General features: G+C 59.8%; 16 protein-coding genes and 1 riboswitch. Of the genes, 14 read left to right on the top strand and 2 right to left on the bottom strand.

Annotated elements, in window-relative coordinates:
- The first annotated feature begins 3 nt into the window (after window positions 1–3).
- From H7C18_RS19290 to H7C18_RS19240, 11 genes are read left to right on the top strand one after another with little or no spacing between them, the layout of a single operon-like run.
- Window positions 4–1,122 carry a DegT/DnrJ/EryC1/StrS family aminotransferase gene (locus H7C18_RS19290; protein ID WP_185130724.1) on the top strand — a complete coding sequence of 373 codons (1,119 nt, stop codon included), beginning with the start codon at window positions 4–6 and terminating at the stop codon, window positions 1,120–1,122.
- Window positions 1,119–2,450 carry a lipopolysaccharide biosynthesis protein gene (locus H7C18_RS19285; protein WP_185130723.1) on the top strand — a complete coding sequence of 444 codons (1,332 nt, stop codon included), beginning with the start codon at window positions 1,119–1,121 and terminating at the stop codon, window positions 2,448–2,450. Before H7C18_RS19290 ends, H7C18_RS19285 begins: the two co-directional genes overlap by 4 nt.
- A 27-nt stretch (window positions 2,451–2,477) precedes the next feature.
- Window positions 2,478–3,440: a GNAT family protein gene (locus tag H7C18_RS19280; protein ID WP_185130722.1), complete on the top strand. Its 963-nt coding sequence runs from the start codon at window positions 2,478–2,480 to the stop codon at window positions 3,438–3,440.
- A gap of 1 nt (window position 3,441) precedes the next feature.
- Window positions 3,442–4,818 (top strand): polysaccharide deacetylase family protein, encoded by a 1,377-nt coding sequence (locus tag H7C18_RS19275; RefSeq protein ID WP_185130721.1) that lies wholly within the window; start codon window positions 3,442–3,444, stop codon window positions 4,816–4,818.
- A 26-nt stretch (window positions 4,819–4,844) separates the two neighbouring features.
- The gene (locus H7C18_RS19270) at window positions 4,845–5,939 is read left to right on the top strand and encodes a glycosyltransferase family 4 protein (RefSeq protein WP_185130720.1); all 1,095 of its coding nucleotides are present in this window, start codon (window positions 4,845–4,847) and stop codon (window positions 5,937–5,939) included.
- A complete protein-coding gene (locus H7C18_RS35790; RefSeq protein WP_185130719.1) occupies window positions 5,936–7,264 on the top strand; it encodes an O-antigen ligase family protein in 1,329 nt (442 codons plus the stop codon). Before H7C18_RS19270 ends, H7C18_RS35790 begins: the two co-directional genes overlap by 4 nt.
- On the top strand, window positions 7,197–8,390 hold the full coding sequence (locus H7C18_RS19260) for a glycosyltransferase (RefSeq protein WP_185130718.1): 1,194 nt from the start codon (window positions 7,197–7,199) through the stop codon (window positions 8,388–8,390). The genes H7C18_RS35790 and H7C18_RS19260 overlap by 68 nt, the downstream gene beginning before the upstream one ends.
- Before the next feature lie 10 nt (window positions 8,391–8,400).
- Window positions 8,401–9,597 carry a glycosyltransferase family 4 protein gene (locus tag H7C18_RS19255; protein WP_185130717.1) on the top strand — a complete coding sequence of 399 codons (1,197 nt, stop codon included), beginning with the start codon at window positions 8,401–8,403 and terminating at the stop codon, window positions 9,595–9,597.
- Window positions 9,572–11,002 carry a sugar transferase gene (locus H7C18_RS19250; protein ID WP_185130716.1) on the top strand — a complete coding sequence of 477 codons (1,431 nt, stop codon included), beginning with the start codon at window positions 9,572–9,574 and terminating at the stop codon, window positions 11,000–11,002. Before H7C18_RS19255 ends, H7C18_RS19250 begins: the two co-directional genes overlap by 26 nt.
- A 14-nt stretch (window positions 11,003–11,016) precedes the next feature.
- A complete protein-coding gene (wecB, locus tag H7C18_RS19245; protein ID WP_185130715.1) occupies window positions 11,017–12,114 on the top strand; it encodes a non-hydrolyzing UDP-N-acetylglucosamine 2-epimerase in 1,098 nt (365 codons plus the stop codon).
- A 13-nt stretch (window positions 12,115–12,127) separates the two neighbouring features.
- Window positions 12,128–13,144, top strand: coding sequence for a polysaccharide deacetylase family protein (locus H7C18_RS19240; RefSeq protein ID WP_185130714.1), 1,017 nt, complete (start codon window positions 12,128–12,130; stop codon window positions 13,142–13,144).
- A gap of 75 nt (window positions 13,145–13,219) precedes the next feature.
- On the opposite strand, the gene H7C18_RS19235 is transcribed toward H7C18_RS19240, so the two are convergent.
- The gene (locus H7C18_RS19235) at window positions 13,220–14,581 is read right to left on the bottom strand and encodes a glycosyl hydrolase family 28-related protein (protein ID WP_185130713.1); all 1,362 of its coding nucleotides are present in this window, start codon (window positions 14,579–14,581) and stop codon (window positions 13,220–13,222) included.
- 182 nt (window positions 14,582–14,763) lie between these two features.
- Between H7C18_RS19235 and H7C18_RS19230 the strand changes: the two genes are divergently transcribed.
- Window positions 14,764–16,056, top strand: coding sequence for a glycosyl hydrolase family 28-related protein (locus H7C18_RS19230; protein WP_185130712.1), 1,293 nt, complete (start codon window positions 14,764–14,766; stop codon window positions 16,054–16,056).
- Window positions 16,057–16,235: 179 nt separating this feature from the next.
- Here H7C18_RS19230 and H7C18_RS19225 read toward each other — a convergent pair whose 3' ends face one another.
- A complete protein-coding gene (locus H7C18_RS19225; protein WP_185130711.1) occupies window positions 16,236–17,159 on the bottom strand; it encodes a cation diffusion facilitator family transporter in 924 nt (307 codons plus the stop codon).
- Between the two features lie 285 nt (window positions 17,160–17,444).
- Here H7C18_RS19225 and H7C18_RS19220 point away from each other — a divergent pair, with 285 nt between their 5' ends.
- Together H7C18_RS19220 and H7C18_RS19215 are read left to right on the top strand one after the other, a co-directional pair.
- On the top strand, window positions 17,445–17,936 hold the full coding sequence (locus H7C18_RS19220) for a CcdC family protein (protein WP_185130710.1): 492 nt from the start codon (window positions 17,445–17,447) through the stop codon (window positions 17,934–17,936).
- Window positions 17,937–18,091: 155 nt separating this feature from the next.
- Window positions 18,092–18,190, top strand: a riboswitch (purine riboswitch).
- A 97-nt stretch (window positions 18,191–18,287) separates the two neighbouring features.
- Complete coding sequence (locus H7C18_RS19215) at window positions 18,288–19,727, top strand: NAD(P)/FAD-dependent oxidoreductase (RefSeq protein ID WP_185130709.1); 1,440 nt, start codon at window positions 18,288–18,290, stop codon at window positions 19,725–19,727.
- Window positions 19,728–20,188 lie beyond the last annotated feature (461 nt).

Here is a 20,188-nt window from a genome sequence, read left to right as displayed (position 1 = left end):
TTGATGAACTCGTTGAACATGCTCAGGCAGGTGCCGCTGCTGGACCTGAGCCGGGAAATCCGGGAAATGAAGCCTCAGCTGCTTCAAGCGATCGAAGGCGTGCTCGATTCCGGCGTCTTCATCATGGGGACGCAGGTGAAGGAATTCGAACGGGAAGCGGCAGAATATTTGGGCGTGAGGCATGCGATCGGCCTGAATTCGGGAACGGACGCGCTCGTCATCGGCCTGATGGCCGCCGGAATCGGTCCCGGCGACGAAGTCGTCACGACGCCGTTCACGTTCTTCGCGACGGCCGAAGCGATCAGTCAGGTCGGGGCGCGTCCGGTGTTCGTCGACGTCGACGAACGGACCGGCAACTTGGACGTCGAGCGGCTGGAGGCGGCGGTAACCGCCAGCACGAAGGCGATCGTGCCCGTTCATCTGTTCGGACAGCCGGTGAACATGGATCGGGTCGCGGCCGTCGCGAAGAAATACGGGCTCCTCGTGCTGGAGGACACGGCACAGGCGTTCGGAGCGGAGTTCCGGGGCCGCAAGGCCGGTACGATCGGCGATATCGGCTGCTTCTCCTTTTTCCCTTCGAAAAACCTGGGCGCGTACGGGGATGGAGGCCTGCTCGCGACGAATGACGACGAGTATGCGGCTAAGGCGGCCATGCTGAGAGCGCATGGCTCCAAGGTGAAGTACCATAACGAAGCGGTCGGCTTCAATTCCCGGCTGGACGAGCTCCAGGCCGCGATTCTGCGCTTGAAGCTGCCCCGGCTGGAGGAATGGAACGAGAGCCGAAGAGGCGCGGCGGACGTCTATCGGGAGCTGCTGGACGGCGTTCCCGGCATCGCGCTTCCGGAGGCGGAAGAAGGAACGAAGCACAGCTTCCACCAATATACGATCCGGGTGCTCGGCGGCAAGCGCAACGAAGTGCAGGCCGCGCTGAAGCGGCGGGGGATCAGCACGATGGTGTACTACCCGATTCCCGTCCACCGGCTTCCGGTTTACGAAGCTTTGGACGTGCGGCTGCCCACGGCCGAGAGGCTGGCCGGCGAGGTGCTGAGCTTGCCGCTCTGGCCGGGAATGGACCGGGAAGTCCAGGAACACGTAGCCTCTCAACTGATCGAATCCTTATGAAGACAGCCGCGCTGAAATACCTGAAGCGGCTGGTGCACGAACAATTTGTCCGCAACGTATTCGTTCTGGCTTCCGGGACGCTGTTCAGCCAAGTGCTCATTCTGGCGACGCTGCCGATCGTTACGCATCTGTACAGCCCGAGCGATTACGGAATATTTGCCGTCTATTCGTCCGTCATCTCCATCGTCCTGGTCGTCGTCTCCTTATCCTACGAAGTCACGATTCCGATCGCCAAGGACGACAGAACCGCATCGAGCATGGTTCATCTTTGCCTTTATCTGTGCATCTTGATGAGCCTGATTTTCGGAGGCGCCTTCTATGGACTGCATGACAAGCTGGCCGTATGGCTGGACGCGCCGGATCTGCGAAAGTACTATTATCTGTTCGCCGCCAGCCTGTTGTGCGCCGGCGTCTACAACGTGCTCAACTTCTGGTCCATCCGCAAAGAGTACTTCAAACCGATCTCCCGCACGAAATACTTCCAGAGCATGAACCAAGTATCGACCCAATTATTGCTCAGCTTGACGCATACCGGCCCGCTCGGACTGATGTACGGCGATCTCATCGGCCGGATGACGGGGATCTGGAACCAATGGAAGCTGTGGCGCAAGGATGTCCGTAACGCCGGGATTCGCACGACCTGGGCGGAAATCAAGAGCAATGCTTCGCGCTACAAGCGATTCCCGCTGCTGTCGAGCGGCTCGCATATTCTGAACAGCCTTGGCTTGTACCTGCCCAATATTCTTCTGGCCTGGATGTACGGGCCGAACGTGGCGGGACTGTTCACGCTGGCCCAGCGGCTGCTGGGCGCTCCGACCACGCTTGTCTCGATCTCGGTCAGCCAGGTCTATCTGTCCAACTTCGCCATTCACGCCAACCAGAATCCGGAGAAGGTTGTCCCGTTATTCATGGGTACGCTGCGAAAGGTTCTGATAACCGGGATCGTCATTATCGGCGCGGTGACCGTCGCGTCCCCGTACCTGTTCCATTACCTGTTCGGGAAACAGTGGGAAGGGACGGAGCCGTACCTGCGGATCATGTCGATTATGTATCTCAGCCAATTCGTCGCCAATGCGGTCGGCGCGACGATCGACGTGATGGAGAGACAGGATCTGCATCTGATTCGCGAGGTCGTTCGGATCCTGATGGTGCTGGCCGCCTTGCTGTCCGCAAGGTATACGCATCAGAACGCGCTGACGGCCGCGACGATGCTGAGCGCCGCCTCCACGCTCGGTTACGCCTTGCATTTGACCCTGTCCTGGATTTCCGTCCGGAAATACCGAACGCGAAATTCGATTCCTGAAGTCGCTACCGCACTAAACGACTAAAACTTACCCTCTCTAGGAGTGAATCCAATGCTGCAGGAGCAAGAGGCGTTGCAGAAGTGGGCCGAGTTCAATCGACAGAAATGGAAATGCAGGGTTGAAGTCAAACGGTTCCAGGCGCCCTCCTCGGAAGCCTATTGCGAGAGTCTGTTCTTCCTGGATCGGAAAGGGAAGCTGATTATGCCCCCTATCAATTACTACTATCCTATTATCTTCACGCCGACACCGACTCAAAATAACCTCCGTATCAACAAGCAATGGCTCAAAGTGGCGGAAGTGATGCTGCAGGAAATGGACCGGGCCGGCGGCTCCGTCGATATTGCTTTGCCGCCGGACATCCAGGACATCCGGCCCTGGAGATGGGCGAATTTCATCACGAACGTCAAATATACCTATCGTCTGGAGCTTCCCTATCAAGACCATCTGATGGAAGGCTCAATTCGGCGAAGGTTGAACAAAGCCAAGCTGGCCGGCTACGAGACCCGGCTCACGGACAACATGGAGGACGTCTACTCGTGCCTCGTCGAGACGGAACAACGCAAAGGAATTACTCATCACTTAAGTCTGGCGGACTTGGAGATGGCCCGGGAAATGCTCGGACCGGACATCTTCCGGACGTACGTCTGCTACTCCAAGGACGGGGAGCCGGCAAGCGCCAGCGTCGAACTCGTTCTCAGCAAGAAGCGCGCGCTCGGACTGGCGCTCGGCTCCAAACGGGCGCATCTGACGAGCGGCGCTAACCAGCTTATGACCTACTTCATGTTCCAGGATTTGTCCGCGATGGGGGTCAAGGGCTTCGACTTCTGCGGCGCGAACGTTCCTTCGGTGGCGGAGTCGAAGTCGGTGTGGGGAGCCGAACTGGTGCCTTATTTCACCGTTCGCAAGAGGGGCCTCCGAGACGTGTTCCGGGAAGGGAAAATGTGGCTTCGGCACATGGTGCTGATCGGCGGCATTTGCGGAATTGGTCAGATCGTCGGAATCGGAGGGGTTTAGCATGCTGATCGTCAGATCGCCGGCAAACCGCAGGCCGGAACGCGAGTACATCTACAAGGTCATGCTGGAACAATTTCTCGGCGTTCCGTATTCGGTCGTCTTCGAACAGCGGGACGGCATCGAGATCCGTTTAAGCGGCGACGATTCCCGCCTATTGCGGGTGGAGGATCTGTTCTTGCGAACGGACGAGAGCGGCTGGCTGCGGCCGCAATCTCTGCCGGCGACGCCGCTGCGGCGTTTCGACCATCCGCGGCTCGGAGCGGTTCCGGCGATCTTCGGACGGCCGACCGAAGGCGGAGCGTATTTCGAGCGGCGGACGGGCGAGATCGTCTGTCGTCTGGACGTGTTCGGCAGCGCCTTCTTCATGCTGACGCGATACGAGGAATGCGTCCCGGCGAAGCGGGACGCCATCGACCGGTTCCCGGCCGCGGGTTCGCTGGCATACCGGGAAGGATTTCTGCACCGCCCCATCGTGAACGAATATTTGGAGCTGCTGTGGGAGTGTATCGCGGAGCTGTGGCCGGGCTTGCCGAGAAAGCCCCGCCAGTCCTCCATCACGCTGAGTCACGATGTGGATTGGCCATTCTACACGTTCGGCAAAAACCGCGCGAGAATGCTGAAGGATGCTCTCGCGGATGCGGTAAAGAGGCAGGATTTCCAATCGGCCTACTGGAAGACCCGCGCATTCTGGCTGACGCGGAACGGGGATTTGTCCGGCGACCCCTTCAACACGTTCCATTGGATCATGGAGAACAGCGAGAAGGCCGGGATGAGAAGCGCCTTCTACTTTATCACGGAAGAGACCGTCCGGGGCAAGGACGGCAATTACTCGATCGCCGATCGGGAGATCGAGCGGCTCATGCGGGAGATCCATTCCCGCGGTCACGAGATCGGGCTTCATCCCAGCTTCGATACGTATACGAGTCCGGAACGGATCAAACGCCAGTTCGAGACGCTTCTCGAATCGGCAAGCAAGAACGGAATCCGCCAGGAGCGGTGGGGCGGCCGCCAGCATTTCTTGCGCTGGAAAGCCCCGGATACTTGGCAGCATTGGGAAGATGCGGGTCTTAGCTACGACAGCACGCTGGGGTACGAGGATACGCCCGGATTCCGCTGCGGCGTCTGCTACGAATATCCCGTTTTCAACCTCCGCGCCCGCAAGACGCTCCGGCTTCAGGAACGGCCGCTTGTCGTCATGGAACAAGCCGTTTTCCAGTCCGGATCCGGGCCGGTGCGCCCGAGCGAACAGCTCGCGGCCATCGATGCCCTGAACCGGCAGTGCAAGCGCTACGGCGGAAATTTCTCGCTGCTCTGGCATAACAGCCAATTCGTCCGCAAGGAGCAGCGGTTGTTATATACGGAATGTTTGAGCTTATGACATCAACCGTTGAAGGTGGCGGGAGCATGAAGATCGCATATTTGTTTCATTGGAACGAAGGTCCGGAGAGCGGCGTGTACAAGAAGATCGTCTCGCAAGTCAAAGTGTGGAGCGACTTGGGTCACGAAGTGCGGCTGTTCGTATTCACGGGCGGAAGGCTGGCCGACTGGCAAGCGCCGCAGAAGGAGATCGAGACGGTGGCGGTCGCCTATGAGAGTCTGAGCGATCGTTTCCCCAAGTTCCGCAGGCTGGCCCGCCAAGTGGAAGCGTGGCAGCCCGACGTCATTTACCACCGCTACGATATGTTCTATCCCCCCATGCAACGGCTGCTGCAGCGCCACCCGATCGTTCTGGAGATCAATTCGAACGATTTGACGGAGATGAAGCGGTTCGGCAAGCTGCGTTACTGGTATCACCGGATGACGCGGGCCCGGGTGCTGAAGGGAAGCAAAGGACACGTGTTCGTCAGCCAGGAGCTCTCGGAGGAGCGGCTGTACCATCGGTATACGAGGCAGCCCATCGTCATCGGCAACGGAATCGAGCTGGACAGCTACTCTCCCTTGGACCGGCGGGAAGCCAGGGATACCCGCCTCGTATTCATCGGATCGCCGGGACAACCCTGGCACGGGGTGGATAAGATCGTCCAGCTCGCGGCCCGCGAGCCCGGGTGGGCGTTCGACCTGATCGGCCTGCAGGCCAAGGACGCCGCGGGATCGGGGGAGAAGCTTCCGACGAACCTGGTGTTCCATGGCCGCATGTCGAGAGAGCAGTACCAGCCGATCATGGAGCAGGCGACCGCCGCCATCGGCTCTCTGGCCATGCACCGGACGTCTTTGAAAGAAGGATCGCCGCTTAAAGTTCGGGAGTATCTCGCATATGGAATTCCCGTTATCGTGGGATACCGCGACACCGACTTCCCGGGCGGCCAGCCGTTCCTTCTCGAACTGCCGAACGAGCAGGACAACGTCGTCCCGCACCTGGAGCGGATCCGAAGCTTCGTCCTGGAATGGGCGGGGAAGCGGATCGAGCGGGAGGCGATCCGTCATCTGGATACGAAGGAGAAGGAGAGGATCCGGATCGACTACATGAAGCGGCTCGTAACGGCGGGGGAACGGCCGTGACGATCGGTCTGATTCTGATCCTGCTGCTCGGCGGCAGCGTCGCCTTGCTTCTTCTGCAGTGCGTGGCGCAGCTGAAGATGAAGGTCGACGCGGGGCTCATTTTCGGCTTCAGCATCTTTTTCGATTTTACCGGCTTCTATTATAAGCGTTACGTGCACGGAAGCTCGCTGTTCCTGCTGATCGCCATTCCGTTCCTGCTCGGCGCGGCGGCGGTGCTGTTCCGCAAGGCGGAGAAGCCGATGAGCCCGGTCGCGTTCAAAGGATTCGCGCTGTGGGGAATTTTCTTCTTCTATACCATCCTGTCGCTGGCGTGGGCGCTGGACTCGGACTACGGCATGTATAAGGAGAAAATGCTGTTTATTCACGGGATTTTCCCCGGCATCTGCGCGTACTTGGCGTACCGGCGGTACCGGGTGTTCTCCTGGACCTGGGTCGCCGTCTTCGGACTCGGGTACTCCGTCACGCACCAGCTGTTCGGCCAATACACCCAGGAATACCCGGACCGGCTCACGCTGCCGGGCGGCAACCCGATCTTCGACGCGAGAATGCTGTTTATCGCCGTGACGGTCGCCCTCTGGGGCAAGCGCATCCCGCTCCTGCTCCGGCTCGCCGTGATCGGCTTCGGCATGACGTCGGCGCTGGCCACCCAATCGCGCGGGCCGCTGGTATCGTTCATCGGGGCGAACCTGCTCGTCCTGCTGCTCACCGTGATCCGCAAGCGCCGAAACGGGCAGTGGCGGCTGCCTCCCGCCTGGGCCAACGCAGTCGGTTACGCGTTCGTGGGCGCGGCGGCCGCGGCTTGGTTGTTGAAGGATCAGCTGCTCGAATCGCTCGGAGGATCGAGATTTACCGTTCTGGTCAGCGGGAGCCAGTTGGCCGGGGACGCCAACTTCGTCGACCGCAGATACTTGCAGGAGATCGCGCTGGGCCGCTTTATCGCGCATCCCTTCTTCGGCACCGGCATGGGAGGACCCGACCTGAACGGCTATCTTAACTATCCGCACAACCTGATTCTGGAGATGGCCGGCGAGCTCGGGATGGTCGGGCTGCTGCTGTGGGCGATCGCTTTCGCGTTCACCTGCCGGGTCGCCTGGCATCACGCGGCGGTGCTCGCCCTGCTCGTTCAGACGTTCGCGTCGACGCTGTTCAGCGGCGATTTCGGCTTCAATTACGAGTACATGATGGTGGCGGTTGCCGCGCTGGCGTTGTGGCGCGAGCCGAAGGACAAAGAAGAGAAAGAGGAGGCGGGAGATGGGCATGAGCGACGGGAGCAACGGGAGAAAAATTTTGTTCCTCATTACCAGCCTCGATTACGCAGGAGCTGAGATGCAGACCGTGCAGCTCGCCTCCGGGCTCAGGCGCAGAGGCTGGAACGTCAAGATCGTCTCCATGACCCGGCCGGTCGCCTTGGAGGACGAAGTCGCGGGCGCCGGCATCGAGCTGCATTCGCTGGAGATGAGCAAGGGCGTGCCGGATCCGCGGGCGATCGCCAAACTAAAGCGGCTCATCGAATCGTTCCGCCCGGATGTCGTGCACAGCCACATGGTTCACGCCAACCTGCTCGCCCGCGTGACCCGCTTGTTCGCGCCGGTGCCCGCGATGATCTCGACCGCGCACACGGCGAACGAAGGCGGCAAGCTGCGGATGCTGCTGTACCGCCTGACGGATCCCCTGTGCGAGCTGACCACGAGCGTCAGCCGGGAGGGGGTCGATCGCTACATTCGGCAGAAAGCGAGCCCGAAGCATAAGATCGTGCTGATGCCGAACGGCATCAGCCTGAAGGGCTTCGGGAGGAATCCTTCCGAAGGCGGCCGGCTGCGCGCCGAATTGGGAATCGGCGATGCGTTCGTCTGGCTGGCGGTCGGCCGGTTCGTCGAGGCGAAGGATTATCCGAACCTGATCCGGGCCTGGGCTCAAGTGCTGCGCGTCAATGCGGGCGGGGTGCTTCTCATCGTCGGGGACGGAGGGGAGCGGGAAGCGACCATGCGGCTCGCGGACTCCATCGGCGTCGGGGCCCAGGTCCGCTTCCTGGGCATTCGGCGGGACATCCCGCGCCTAATGGGCGCATGCGACGCCTTCGTGCTGTCTTCCCGCTACGAAGGCATGCCGATGGTGCTGCTGGAAGCGTCGGCGAGCGGACTCCCGATCGTGGCGACGGACGTCGGCGGCAACCGGGAGGTCGTGAGAGACGGCATCTCCGGCTTCCTGTCCGGTCCCGGCGACCCGGATCTCCTGGCGCGAAAGATGCTCTCGATGATGGTGCTCAAGCCGGAGGAACGGGCGGAGATGGGCGAACGCGGCCGGCAGTTCGCGATGGCGCACTACGAGATGGACGCGATCGTCTCGAAGTGGGAATCCCTCTACGGCAAGTACGGGCAGCACGGCAAGCAAGTCCGATACGGCAAACGGGCCAGGCCGGAAGACCGGCTTGTCGCGGAAGAAGGCAGGTGAGCGGAATACGATGAACGGTCCGAAAACGGCGTACGTCGCCACTGTCTATTCCCACTTGGCGAACTTCCACATCCCGTTCATGAAGATGCTGCAGAGCCGGGGATGCGAAGTCCACGCTTACGCGAGCCCCGATCACTGCAAGCATGAGGTGGAAGGAGCCGCCATACCGTGCCGGGACATTTCCTTCAGCCGCAGCCCCCTCTCTCTCGACAACGCGAAAGCGCTCCGGGAGCTGACCCGGTGGCTTCGGCGGGAGAAATACGACATCGTTCATGTCCATACGCCCAACGCGAGCGTCGTTTGCCGGATCGCCGCCAGGCTGGCCGGCTGCCCGCTCGTCGTCTACACGGCGCACGGCTTCCACTTCTACCGGGGAGCGCCCCGCTTGAATTGGCTGCTGTACTACTCGATGGAGCGGATCCTGTCGAGGTGGACCGACGTGCTGATCACGATCAACGGAGAAGATTACCGGCGAGCCCGAACGTTCCCGGTGCGCGGGCGGGTCGCCTACATTCCCGGCGTCGGCGTGGACGCGGGCAAGTTCGGCGCTTCGGGCGCCGGCAGGTCCGACGCGCTGCGAGCGGAGCTCGGCGCGGACGAGATGACGTTCGTCGTCCTGTGCGTGGCCGAGCTGAACGACAACAAGAACCAGCGGCAGCTGATCCTGGCGATCCAAGAGCTCGCGCGGCGCGGCGTTCCGGCGATCGCCGTGCTGGCCGGCGTCGGGGAACGGGAGGCCGAGCTGAGGTCACTCGCGAAGGAGTGCCGGGTGGAGGAACGCGTCCGGTTCGCGGGCTTCCGTCGGGACATTCCGGAGCTGATGCGGGCGGCGGATGCCGTCGTCCTGCTGTCCAAACGGGAAGGGCTGCCCAAGGCGGTGCTGGAAGCGATGGCGGCCGGCAAGCCGATTGTCGTGACGGACGTGCGGGGCAGCCGGGACTTGGTCGCAAGCGGAGAGAACGGCTTTGTCGTTCCCGTCGGGGACGCGGCGGCAACCGCGGACGCCTTGGGCAGGCTGTGCGCCGATCCGGCGATGAGGAAAGAGTTCGGCGCCCAAAGCTTGAGCCGGGCGGAGAGATACGATATCGAGCGGATCAAGGGATTGCTGATGGAGGCCTATTCGGGCAAAACGCTGCCTCCGGAGCTTGCGGATTCCAAATCTTCGGAGAGGGTAGGGGTGTATGAGCAGACTCTTTCGGTTAAGTAGATCCACTTGGTTTATCGCCGCGCTCGACTTCGTCCTGATTTTCCTGTGCTACTTGGCGGCATACGAGGTTCGGTTCCGCGGAGACATCCCCGTTCAAGAATTCGATTCGTTCATGCGGTTCGTCCCTTTGCTGGGCGCGATGGGAATCGGAACGTACTACCTGTTCAACCTGTACAACTTCTCAAGCCGGTTCGAATACTCCCGCTACTTCTATAATCTCGTCGTCGCGCACGTCATGGTGGTCATCGAGCTGATCTTCCTGAACTTCTGGGTGCAGCACTACATTATTCCGAGAAGCATCGTGCTGCTCGCGATCGTCCTGCAGCCTTGCCTGATGGCCGTCTTTCGCATGGCGATCTTCTCGATTCAGGCGATCGGGAACGGCAAGAAGCGGGCCGTTCTCATCGTGAAGGATTCGGAGTCGGACTTCTCGATCATCGAGAAAGTCATCCTCAAGGGAGACAAGTGGATGGAGGTCGTCCGCATCGAGGAGACGGCGAAGCGGGTTCCGGTACCGGGCGAAGCGTACGCCGATATCGATCTGTTCCTGCTCAGCCCCGGCGTCGAGCCGGGAGTCAAGGCGGAATTCATGCGATTCGCCGGGCGCAACCACAAGGAGATCCTGCTCATTCCGGAATTTTACGAGCTGTTCCTCATGAAGGCGGAATCCCAGCAGATCGACGACATGCTCGTCTACTCGATTATTCCGCCGCGGCTGAGTCCGCTGGAGAAGATGATCAAGCGGGCGTTCGACCTGCTCGTGGCCAGCTTGCTTCTGATCGCGTCCTCGCCGGTGATGCTGCTGTTCTGGATCCTGATCCCGCTCACCTCTCCGGGCAAGGCGCTGTATCGGCAGGAGCGGGTCGGCATCGACGAGCGGCCTTTTATGGTTCTGAAGTTCCGAAGCATGGTCAACGACGCGGAGAATGTGACCGGCCCCGTCCTGGCAGGCGAACGGGACGCCCGGATCACGAAGCTGGGGAGGCTCATGCGCGCGACCCGGATCGACGAGCTGCCGCAATTGTTCAACGTGCTGCGGGGCGAGATGAGCATCGTCGGCCCGCGGCCGGAGAGAGAGTTCTTCATCAACCAATTCAAACAAACGCTTCCGCATTATCCTTACCGGTTCATGGTGAAGCCGGGCCTTACCGGCTTGGCCCAGGTGATGGGCAATTACAGCACGCTGTCGTCGGACAAGCTTCGGTACGATCTGATGTATATCAATAACTACTCTCTGCTTTTCGACCTGAAGATTCTGTTCCAGACGGTCGTGGTCGTCCTTCAGCGCGAACAGTCCAAAGGGGTAAGCGAAGGCGAATCTCCGGTCGGACAAGCGATGAAACGCCTGCTCGGCTCCCAGAAAGAAATGGCCGCATCGCACGAGTCTCCCACATATTTCTCCTAAAAAGAGAGGGTCCTATGGAAAAAATCGTAACCATCGTCGGGGCGCGTCCCCAGTTCATCAAGGTGGCGCCCGTATCCCGGGCGCTCCGGCAATCGTTCCGGGAAGTCATCGTCAACACCGGGCAGCATTACGACTTCAATATGGCGGGGCAATTCTTCGACGAACTGGAGATTCCCCGTCCGGACTACGATCTGGAGGTCGGCTCCCATTCCCACGGCAAGCAGACCGGCCTGATGCTGCAGGCGATCGAAGAGGTTCTTCTGCAAGAGAAGCCGGACGGGGTTATCGTATACGGGGATACCAACTCCACGCTCGCCGGCGCGCTGGCCGCCAGCAAGCTGCATATTCCGCTTTTCCATGTGGAGGCGGGGCTTCGAAGCTACAACAAGGCGATGCCGGAAGAGATCAACCGGGTGCTCACGGATCATGTATCCGACCTTCTGTTCGCGCCGACGGAGACGGCGGTGAAGAACCTGGAGCGGGAGAGCATCGCCGACCCCGTTCGGCTGTGCGGCGACGTCATGTACGACGCCGTCGTGTACAACCGCGAGATCGCCGGCAGAAGGTACGGCCCGGAGCGGTACGGAGTCGAGCGCAAAGCGTACTATTTATGCACGATCCATCGCGCGGAGAACACGGATCGTCCGGAGCGGCTGGGGGCGATCATCGATTCCCTGATCCGGCTCGAAGCCCCGGTTCTGCTGCCGCTTCATCCGCGAACGCAGAAGGTGCTGCGGGAGCTCGGACGGTTGGACGTCCTGGCCCGGCATGATCATATCCGCCTGATCGAACCGGTCTCCTATATGGAGATGCTGGCGCTGGAGACCGAAGCGGCCGCCATCGTCACCGATTCGGGCGGCGTGCAGAAGGAAGCTTATTTCGCCCGCGTGCCCTGCTTCACGCTACGCGACGAGACGGAATGGATGGAGACCGTGGAGGCGGGGTGGAACAAGCTGATCGACCCGCTTCGGATGGATCTCAAATCGGAGATCGAGCGGCTGGAGATCGCGGCTTATCAAGACCGGCTGTACGGCGACGGGCGCGCTTCGGAGAAGATCGTCGGGGCGATTCAAGCCTATTACCATAGCAAAGTATCCGAATGCTGGTTCTAAGGGAGGTGTCCATGTGAACAAATCGTTGAATTCTCCGAAGAAAGTCCTGCTGACGTTCGACTACGAAGTTTATTTCCGCGAGTCCGGGTCATTCCAACAATGCATTCAGAAGCCGGTAGACGAGTTGGCGAAGCTGATGAAGGAGCATCGGATCGTCGCTACGTTCTTCGTGGACATTCTCTACTACTTGCGGATGCTGGAACGGGAAGAGACGCGGAGCGACGCCGAGTCGATGAAGCGGCAGCTCCAGAGATTGGTGCGTGCAGGCAATCGTATCGAGCCCCATCTTCATCCGCATTGGCTGGACGCGGAGTTCAAGGACGGGGCTTGGAGCTTCCCCCACTACGAACGATACCGGCTGCAGGCTCTCGGCCAGGAGCAGATTATGTCGCTGTTCCGCCAAGGCTGCCGCGAGCTCGAGCAGATCGCCAAGGAGGTACGGCCCGATTACCGGGTGATGGCGTATCGGGCGGGAGGCTGGTGCATTCAGCCGTTCGACAAGCTGAAGAAGGCATTCGCCGAATGCCATATTCTCGTGGACAGTTCCGTCGCTCCCCGAATGAGAGGGATGAGCGACGTTCACTATTTCGACTTTACGGGCGTACCCGACCGGAGTCACTATTCCTTCGATTCGGATCCGACCCAGTGGAACCGGAAGGGCCATCTGACCGAGATTCCGATCAGCACCTATCGGCGAACGAGTCTGTTCAAGATCAAGAGGAAGATCGTCAACCGCTTTTACCGGGACGAGCTGCTGCCTTACGGAGACGGATCCGGAATTCCGCTGAAAGAAGATTTTCGCAAAAAATGGCTGTCGACCTACGAGATGATCACGCTGGAGCGGATGTTCCCCAAGGATCTGATCGAGATCGTCGGCAAGACACCGCAGGACGCGGTGAACATCATCTCGCATCCGAAGGGAATGTCCCGCATGTCGATGCGGTGCATACAGGAATTGGCCTCGCAAGACCATCACTTTTTGACGTTGGAGCAATACTATAAGCGGGAGATTGCAGCCGAGAGCCGGTAAGCGAGAAAGAGCGGAGTTCCGGGGCGCTGAAGCCGTACCGGAACTCCGCTCTTTTCGCGGCGCGCGGGCCCTCTCTCACTCCGTCGGGGCGTGCACGTCGAACTCTTTGGCGCTGATAAGATTGCCGGCGATCTGAATATTCTTCTCGCGGCTGTCCGCCACATAAGACGACATTTCGATACCGCCTCCGTTCGGCATCGAGATGTCGTTATTCTCGATGGTTCCCTGCTCCGCGTTCTGCCAGATCCAGATTCCCTTCGCGCTGTTCTGCAGAACGTTGGACGACACCGTGAAGTCTTCGATGTTGCCGATTCGGATCGCCGTCGCGTCCTTAATGTTGCTGCTTGCCCCCATCTCGATCCGGTTGCCGGTGACGACGATATTCCGGATCGTCCGGGAGGAGGACAGCTCGATCGCCGCGTAGAAGCTCCCGCTGCCGCTCAGCACGTTGTCTTTTACCGTATTGTTATCCGCATAGATGCTGATGCCCGCATACATGTCGGGGGCCAGCTTCCCTTTGTTCTCTCCCCGGTAATAGTTGTCGTTCAAATAATTGTTCAGGATCCGGTTGCCGCTGACCGTTACGCCTTCGGCATAAATCTTGACGGCGCGCTTCGCGTTGTTCTCGAACCGGTTGTCCTCGATCCTGCTGCCGGTATTCTCCGCGTCGCCGGTCTCCAGCCGCCGGTCCTCGTAATAGATGCCGTCGCCGTCGTCGGCAGGCCCTACGTCGTGGATATCATTGTTCGTAATCCGAATGTTCTTGCCGACATGCTCGTTCGAGCCCTCGGTCGTGGTGATGTAAATGCCTCTTGCGATAACGCTGCCGCCGAGCAGATGAAGCGCCTGGACATGGCCGATGTCGGTCCGTTCGATGTCGATGTCGCTTGTATCGCCGTAAATCCATATCCCCGAGACGACCGAGTTGTAGTAATCCCCGTCCGACGGCCGGCTGCTCTGGGAAGCCCGTTCCACGCCGCTGTCCGCGATCGAGATGCGGGAGCTTCCCGACTCGATCGTCAAGACTCGATTGACGGCGTCGTTCCCGTTCAGGCGCATGCCTTCGATGCGGATGTTCGTGCCGGACAGGGAGACGAGAGTCGATCCGAAAGAGGCGGTATCGCCGATCAGGACCGAACGTTCCCCCGTTCCCTTCACCGTTGTATTCGATTGCACGGACAGCGGCTTGGCAGGATCGACCAAGTACGTGCCGGGCGGAAAATAGACGGTCGCATGGCGCGAGGAAGCCCGATCGAGCGCTTGCTGGATCGCCGCGGTATCGTCGCTGCGTCCGTCTCCTTTGGCACCGAAGTCCATGACATTGTAAGTCCGATCGGCTGCGCGGTGCAGAACGAACGTCCCCAGCCCTGCTGCGAGCAGAAAAGAGGCGATGAGATAAAATTTGATTTTTCCCGAACTGCGGCGTCGGCGGCGCATGGAAGCTCCTCCTCCAAACGACACGATATGTATTGGGGTTCTCTATTAATTATACATATTGTATCACTAATGTACTAGAGAAGATTGCAACAAATCCAACAAATGCACGGGGGGTTAAGTCCAATCAGGAGTGGATATCCGCCATAAGATGAAATATCCGATAGGGAAGGAGGCATTACCAAATGGCAACCTCTTTGAATGTGCAAACGGCAGGGGCCAAAGGCGACGGCAAAACGAACGACACCGCCGCGCTGCAGAAGGCTTTCGCATCTGCGGCCGCTTCCGGCGTCGCCGTGTTCATCCCCGCCGGGACGTACCTGATCAACGCCACGCTGACCACGACCGTATCGATTCTGGCAGACCCCGGCGCGGTTCTGAAGGCGAACGCGAATTTCGAAGGCGCCATGGTGGCGATCAACGCTTCCAATCTTATCGTCGAGAAGCTGAAACTCAACGGGAATGGCAAGACGAACAACGGATTCCGAATCGCGACCGGCAACAACCACGTTACCATTCGCGACTGCGAAGTTTACGGCTTGATACAGTTGAAGGGCTTCACGTCGGAGACGGTCGGCATTCGGATCCAGAGCAACGTGCATCACGTGCTGATCGACGGATGCTACCTTCACAACCTGAACGCTCCGGTTAACGGAATCTGTCGCGGCGTCCTCGCGAACGCGAGCGGCGGCGGGGGGGACTCCACGAACCTGACGATCGTGAACAGCCGCTTCGAAGAGATCGCTCCCGTGGACAACGGAGACGGCATCGTCGTTCAGGACTATACGGGAAACGTCTCGCTTGTCATCGCCAACAACTACTTCTATCGCTGCTACAAACGCTCGATTAAAGTTCAGGTGGACGGCTTTTCCGTAATCGGCAACATTATCGACAGCCCGTTCCTGGGGACGGCCAAAAAAGACGTCCAGCCGTACTCGGCGATCTCCGCTTACGGGAGCAACGGGGTCATTGCCAGCAATACGTGCTTGATCGCGACCGCTCTCAATCCGATCGAGCTGGGCATCTCCGGAACGACGACATCGAACGTGTCCATCATCGGGAATGTGGTGCGCCAGAACAAAACGACGGCGGATCTTAGCAATGCGGACTGCATTCGGATTTACGGACAGGCGGATCACACGATCATCAAGGGGAACAACCTGAAGGACGGACGGATGGGCATCCATCTGAACACGAACGGCAACGGGCTCATCATCAGCGAAAATACGATCGACAACGTGGATTCCATCGCCGTCTATATCGACGACAACTTCGCCGGCGCTTACCCCGACAACGTGTCGATCGTCGGCAACGCCTTCACCAACTGCAACAACATCGGCATCGCCGCGAAATCGGCGGGCGGATTGAACGGCAAGCATATCGCCTGCGCCGGAAACGTCGGAACGACCAAAGGGCAGCTGATCGACGCCGGCTTGCTCCGTTATGTTTCCGCAGCCGCTAATGCCGGCAATGCATAGGGAGTGCTGAACGAAGGCAGATATCCGCTTGCGCAGGAGCGAAGACTTCAGGAGTCCTCCACATCTCCTTGGGTTACCGGCCTTTACTTTCGTTCAGCAAGCTCTGCGCGAGGACGGGTCAGCTGCCTTGGCGTCAACGAAAAGGAAGAAGCCCCGGACCGATTCGGTCCGGGGCGTTGTTATGCCTCTTGATTTTCCGGTTTAGATGAAGCTTCTCCCTCGTTCCAAGGATTCAAGTGCACCAGGACCTCGACGACGTCGGGATCGTTCTCCATGATGCACTGTTTCACCTGACGGCCGATGTCATGGCCCTGCTGGATCGTGTAATGGCTCGGTACGCCGACGCGCACGTCGACGATGATGTAGTGGCCGTGTTCCCGCGCGCGCACCCGGTCGATTCGCTTGATGCCGTTCTGTTTCGCGATCAGCGCCTCGTATTTGGCGAGCTGCTCGGCGGGAATCGTCCGTTCCATCAGAATATCCACCGCGTCCTTGCCGATCTCGTAAGCGAGCCGAAGCACGAGCAGCGACACGATAATGCCGGCGATCGGGTCTCCGTAGGCGGTCCAATGCCAGCCGATCCGCGAGCCGAACAGGGCGAGTCCGATTCCCAGGACGGCGGCCAGCGAGGCGTAGACGTCGGCGAGATGATCGTAAGCGGTGGCCATGACGCTCTTGCTCTTCTCCGCGCGTCCGATCCGGATCGTGTATAGATACAGAAGCTGCTTCCAGACCATGGAGACCGCCGCGGCGACCAGCGGAATCCAGTTCTCCGTCTCCGGCGTTCCGAACAGCGCGAGAACCGACTGATAGCCGATCCAGAACGCGGCCAGCGCCAAGATCACCGCCACCATCGCGGAGGCGATCACTTCGGCTTTGCCGTGGCCGTACGGATGGTCTTCGTCCGCCGGCTTCTTCGACACCATCGACGAGGTGAGCGCCGCGACGGTGGCGATGATGTCCCCGGCGTTGTGCACGCCGTCCGCTACGAGAACCGGGCTGGCGAACAGTAGCCCGACCGTGATCTTGAGAACGGTCAGGGCGACGTTGCTGACCAGGCTGACCCAGATGGCTCGCAAGCTGGCGGGCCGTGAATCCGTCATAAGATGACTCCCTCTAAAAGTGTTTGCCGCGCGCAAAAATAAAAGAAAGCCTTCAACCGGCGCTGGTTGAAGGCACTTGCGGTATGGGTCGGATCGTTCGAGTATGCCGTTGCATGGGCAGGGATCACCTTCCCTTGTCCTTTGTAACCATATTGTAGCATATTCGGTCCGACAATCCTAATGTGCGCCCGAAAAGCGGGTTTGCCCCTTCCGAAGATCGCGTTTACAATAGAGAGGTGAAGGGACGCGCAAGGCGTTCATGCCGGAAAGGGGTTCAAAAGCGCAATGTCGACATCACTTCCTCAAATCCTGTCGCTGCTCGTCTCGGTCGTTGCCGGAGGCCTCATCATCGCCTTGCGGCTGCGGGGAACGAGCAAGCCGACCAACTTGCGCAAGATTATCGCGCCCCCGCTCGGGATGTCCACGGGCTTTCTCATGTTCATTGCCCCGATCGTTCGGGTGCCATGGCTGTGGGGCCTCGGGGCGGTGGCGGTCGGAGCGGTTTTTTTCTCGTACCCGTTGATTCTGACTTCGCACTTCGAGACGGTCGACGGCGAAATTTATTTGAAGCGCTCGAAAATTTTTATCGTCATCATCATCGCCCTGCTCGTGGTGCGAATCCTGCTTCATGACGTCGTGGAGGAGCACGTGACGATCCCGCAGACGGGAGCGCTGTTCTTCCTGCTCGCCTTCGGGATGCTGCTTCCATGGCGAATCGCGATGGCCCGAAGGTTCATGGCGCTGAAGCGGAAGACGGATGCGGGGGTTCAGGGGTAGGATCGAAATAATGTTCGTCTTTTTGTTAATCAAAGATGAGATGGTCGTAGGAAATAAGAATCCGCATGACGAAAGACGAATAATTAAACTGTATTCCTCTTGACGCGTACGGATAAAAAGAGTAGCATTTGGGATGCGCGAGGCTTTGCCTTGCATCGAATATGCTGATCTCTATTCGTATATCCTTGGCGATTGGGCCGGGGGTTTCTACCGGGAGCCGTAAATTCCCGACTACGAAGGAGGCGGAACCAGGCGTTCCGCTTTCGTTCGCGGTCGGGTTTTTTGCGTCTGTTTTTTGTTTCGACTGCGTACGGAGCCTGCCGCCCATCCCAAGCCAAGGAGATGAACTTGTTGAACCGATATGACGTAATCGTGGTCGGCGCCGGCCCCGCCGGCATTTTCGCCTGTTACGAATTGACCCGCATCGCTCCCGGGCTGAAGGTGCTGTTGGTGGACAAGGGGCACGAGATCCGCCGCCGCAACTGCCCGATTTTGGAGGAAAAGATCAAGCTGTGTCCTCCGCCCGCCGGCAAGAAGGAGTTCGCCGGCTGTCTCCCCGCCTGCTCCATTACGGCGGGATTCGGCGGGGCGGGCGCATACAGCGACGGCAAATTCAACATCACGACCGAGTTCGGAGGCTGGCTGACCGACTATTTGCCCGCGTCGCAGGTGCTCTCTCTAATCCGTTACGTAGATGAGGTGAACTTGGCGCACGGGGCCGCCGATACGATCACCGACCCGACGACCGAGACCGTGCGGGGGATCGAGCGGCGGGCCTATGCCGCCGGGTTGAAGCTGCTGCGCGCCCAAGTCCGGCATCTCGGGACGGAGCGGAACCTGGAGATTATGAAGTCGATCTCCGACGATCTGGAGCCGCGGATCGAGATGCGGTTCAAGACGGAAGCGGCCGACCTGCTGACCGAGAAAATCGACGGCAAGCACCGCGTGCGGGGCATCGTGCTGAAGAACGGAGAGGAGATCGAAGCCGGCACGGTCGTCGTCGCCCCCGGGCGGGACGGCTCCGCCTGGCTGACGGAGGTGCTGAAGAAGCGCCGTCTCAAAATGCACAACAACCAAGTCGACGTCGGCGTGCGCGTGGAGACGTCGGATGTCGTGATGCGCGAGATCAACGAGCATCTGTATGAAGGCAAGTTCGTGTTCAACACGTCGGTGGGGACGCGGGTACGGACGTTCTGCAGCAACCCGTCCGGACACGTCGTCGTCGAGAATCACAGCGGCGTCATGGCCGCCAACGGCCATGCGTTCAAGGATCCGGCGCTCGGCTCGGAGAATACGAACTTCGCGCTGCTCGTCTCGCACAAGTTCACCGAGCCTTTCGACAAGCCGAACGAATACGCGCGGGAAATTTGCAAGCGTGCCAACGATCTGTCCGGAGGCGGGGTCATCGTCCAGAAGTACGGCGACATCTTGCGCGGGCGAAGGTCGACGGAGTCCCGCATCAAGGAGGGTTTCCTGGAGCCGACGCTGAAGGAAGCGGTGCCGGGAGATCTCGGCCTTGTGCTCCCGTATAACACCATGCGGAGCCTCCTGGAGATGATGGAGGCGCTGGATCGGGTGACTCCGGGCATCGCGTCCGAGCACACGTTGTTCTACGGCGTGGAGGCGAAGTTTTATTCGGCCCGGCCGCAGCTGACCGACCGGCTGGAATCGGAGATCGCCGGTCTTTATTGCGGCGGCGACGGCGCGGGGGTGACGCGCGGACTGGCCCAAGCCGGCGCCGCGGGCGTCTGGATCGCCCGCGGCATCGCGGAGCGTTTTTCCCGGCCATGATTCAGCTGAGAAACCGAAGGGGGAGAAATCTCTTCTTCGGTTTTCTTTTTTTGGGGCCGTTCAGCCCTCCGTCCATGCTTTCCTTCGAAATCCCCGTCCCTCAGGTCCGGTGGATGTCTCTCCATTTTCGACCCCTATTTCGAAAACCCCGTCGCTCAGGTAACGCCCGGCGATCTCCACCGCGCCATACGGTTCGCCGAGCGCGTTCCCCGGCTAGTTGCCATTTCCCCGCTCACGATTGCTCCGGTTTTCCTCGGAAGCAGCCGCTTGGCTCGCTTCTCTTTTCCATGCGCAATGGTAAAAAGATAACGCTCGGGCAGCCCTCTCCTGAGGGACGGGGATTTTGAGGTTAAGCCGCGATAAGAGGTATTGAGGTACCCGGCATTTTAACACAAAGTTATCATTTCGATCATACTGCTCGAATAAACTCCCTATAAAGTAGGGGATGTGAGATCGTTCCC

The sequence above is a fragment of the Cohnella zeiphila genome (assembly GCF_014212055.1).
GTDB classification, from domain to species: Bacteria; Bacillota; Bacilli; order Paenibacillales; family Paenibacillaceae; genus Cohnella; species Cohnella zeiphila.
This window is presented reverse-complemented; position numbering and strand designations above follow the sequence as displayed.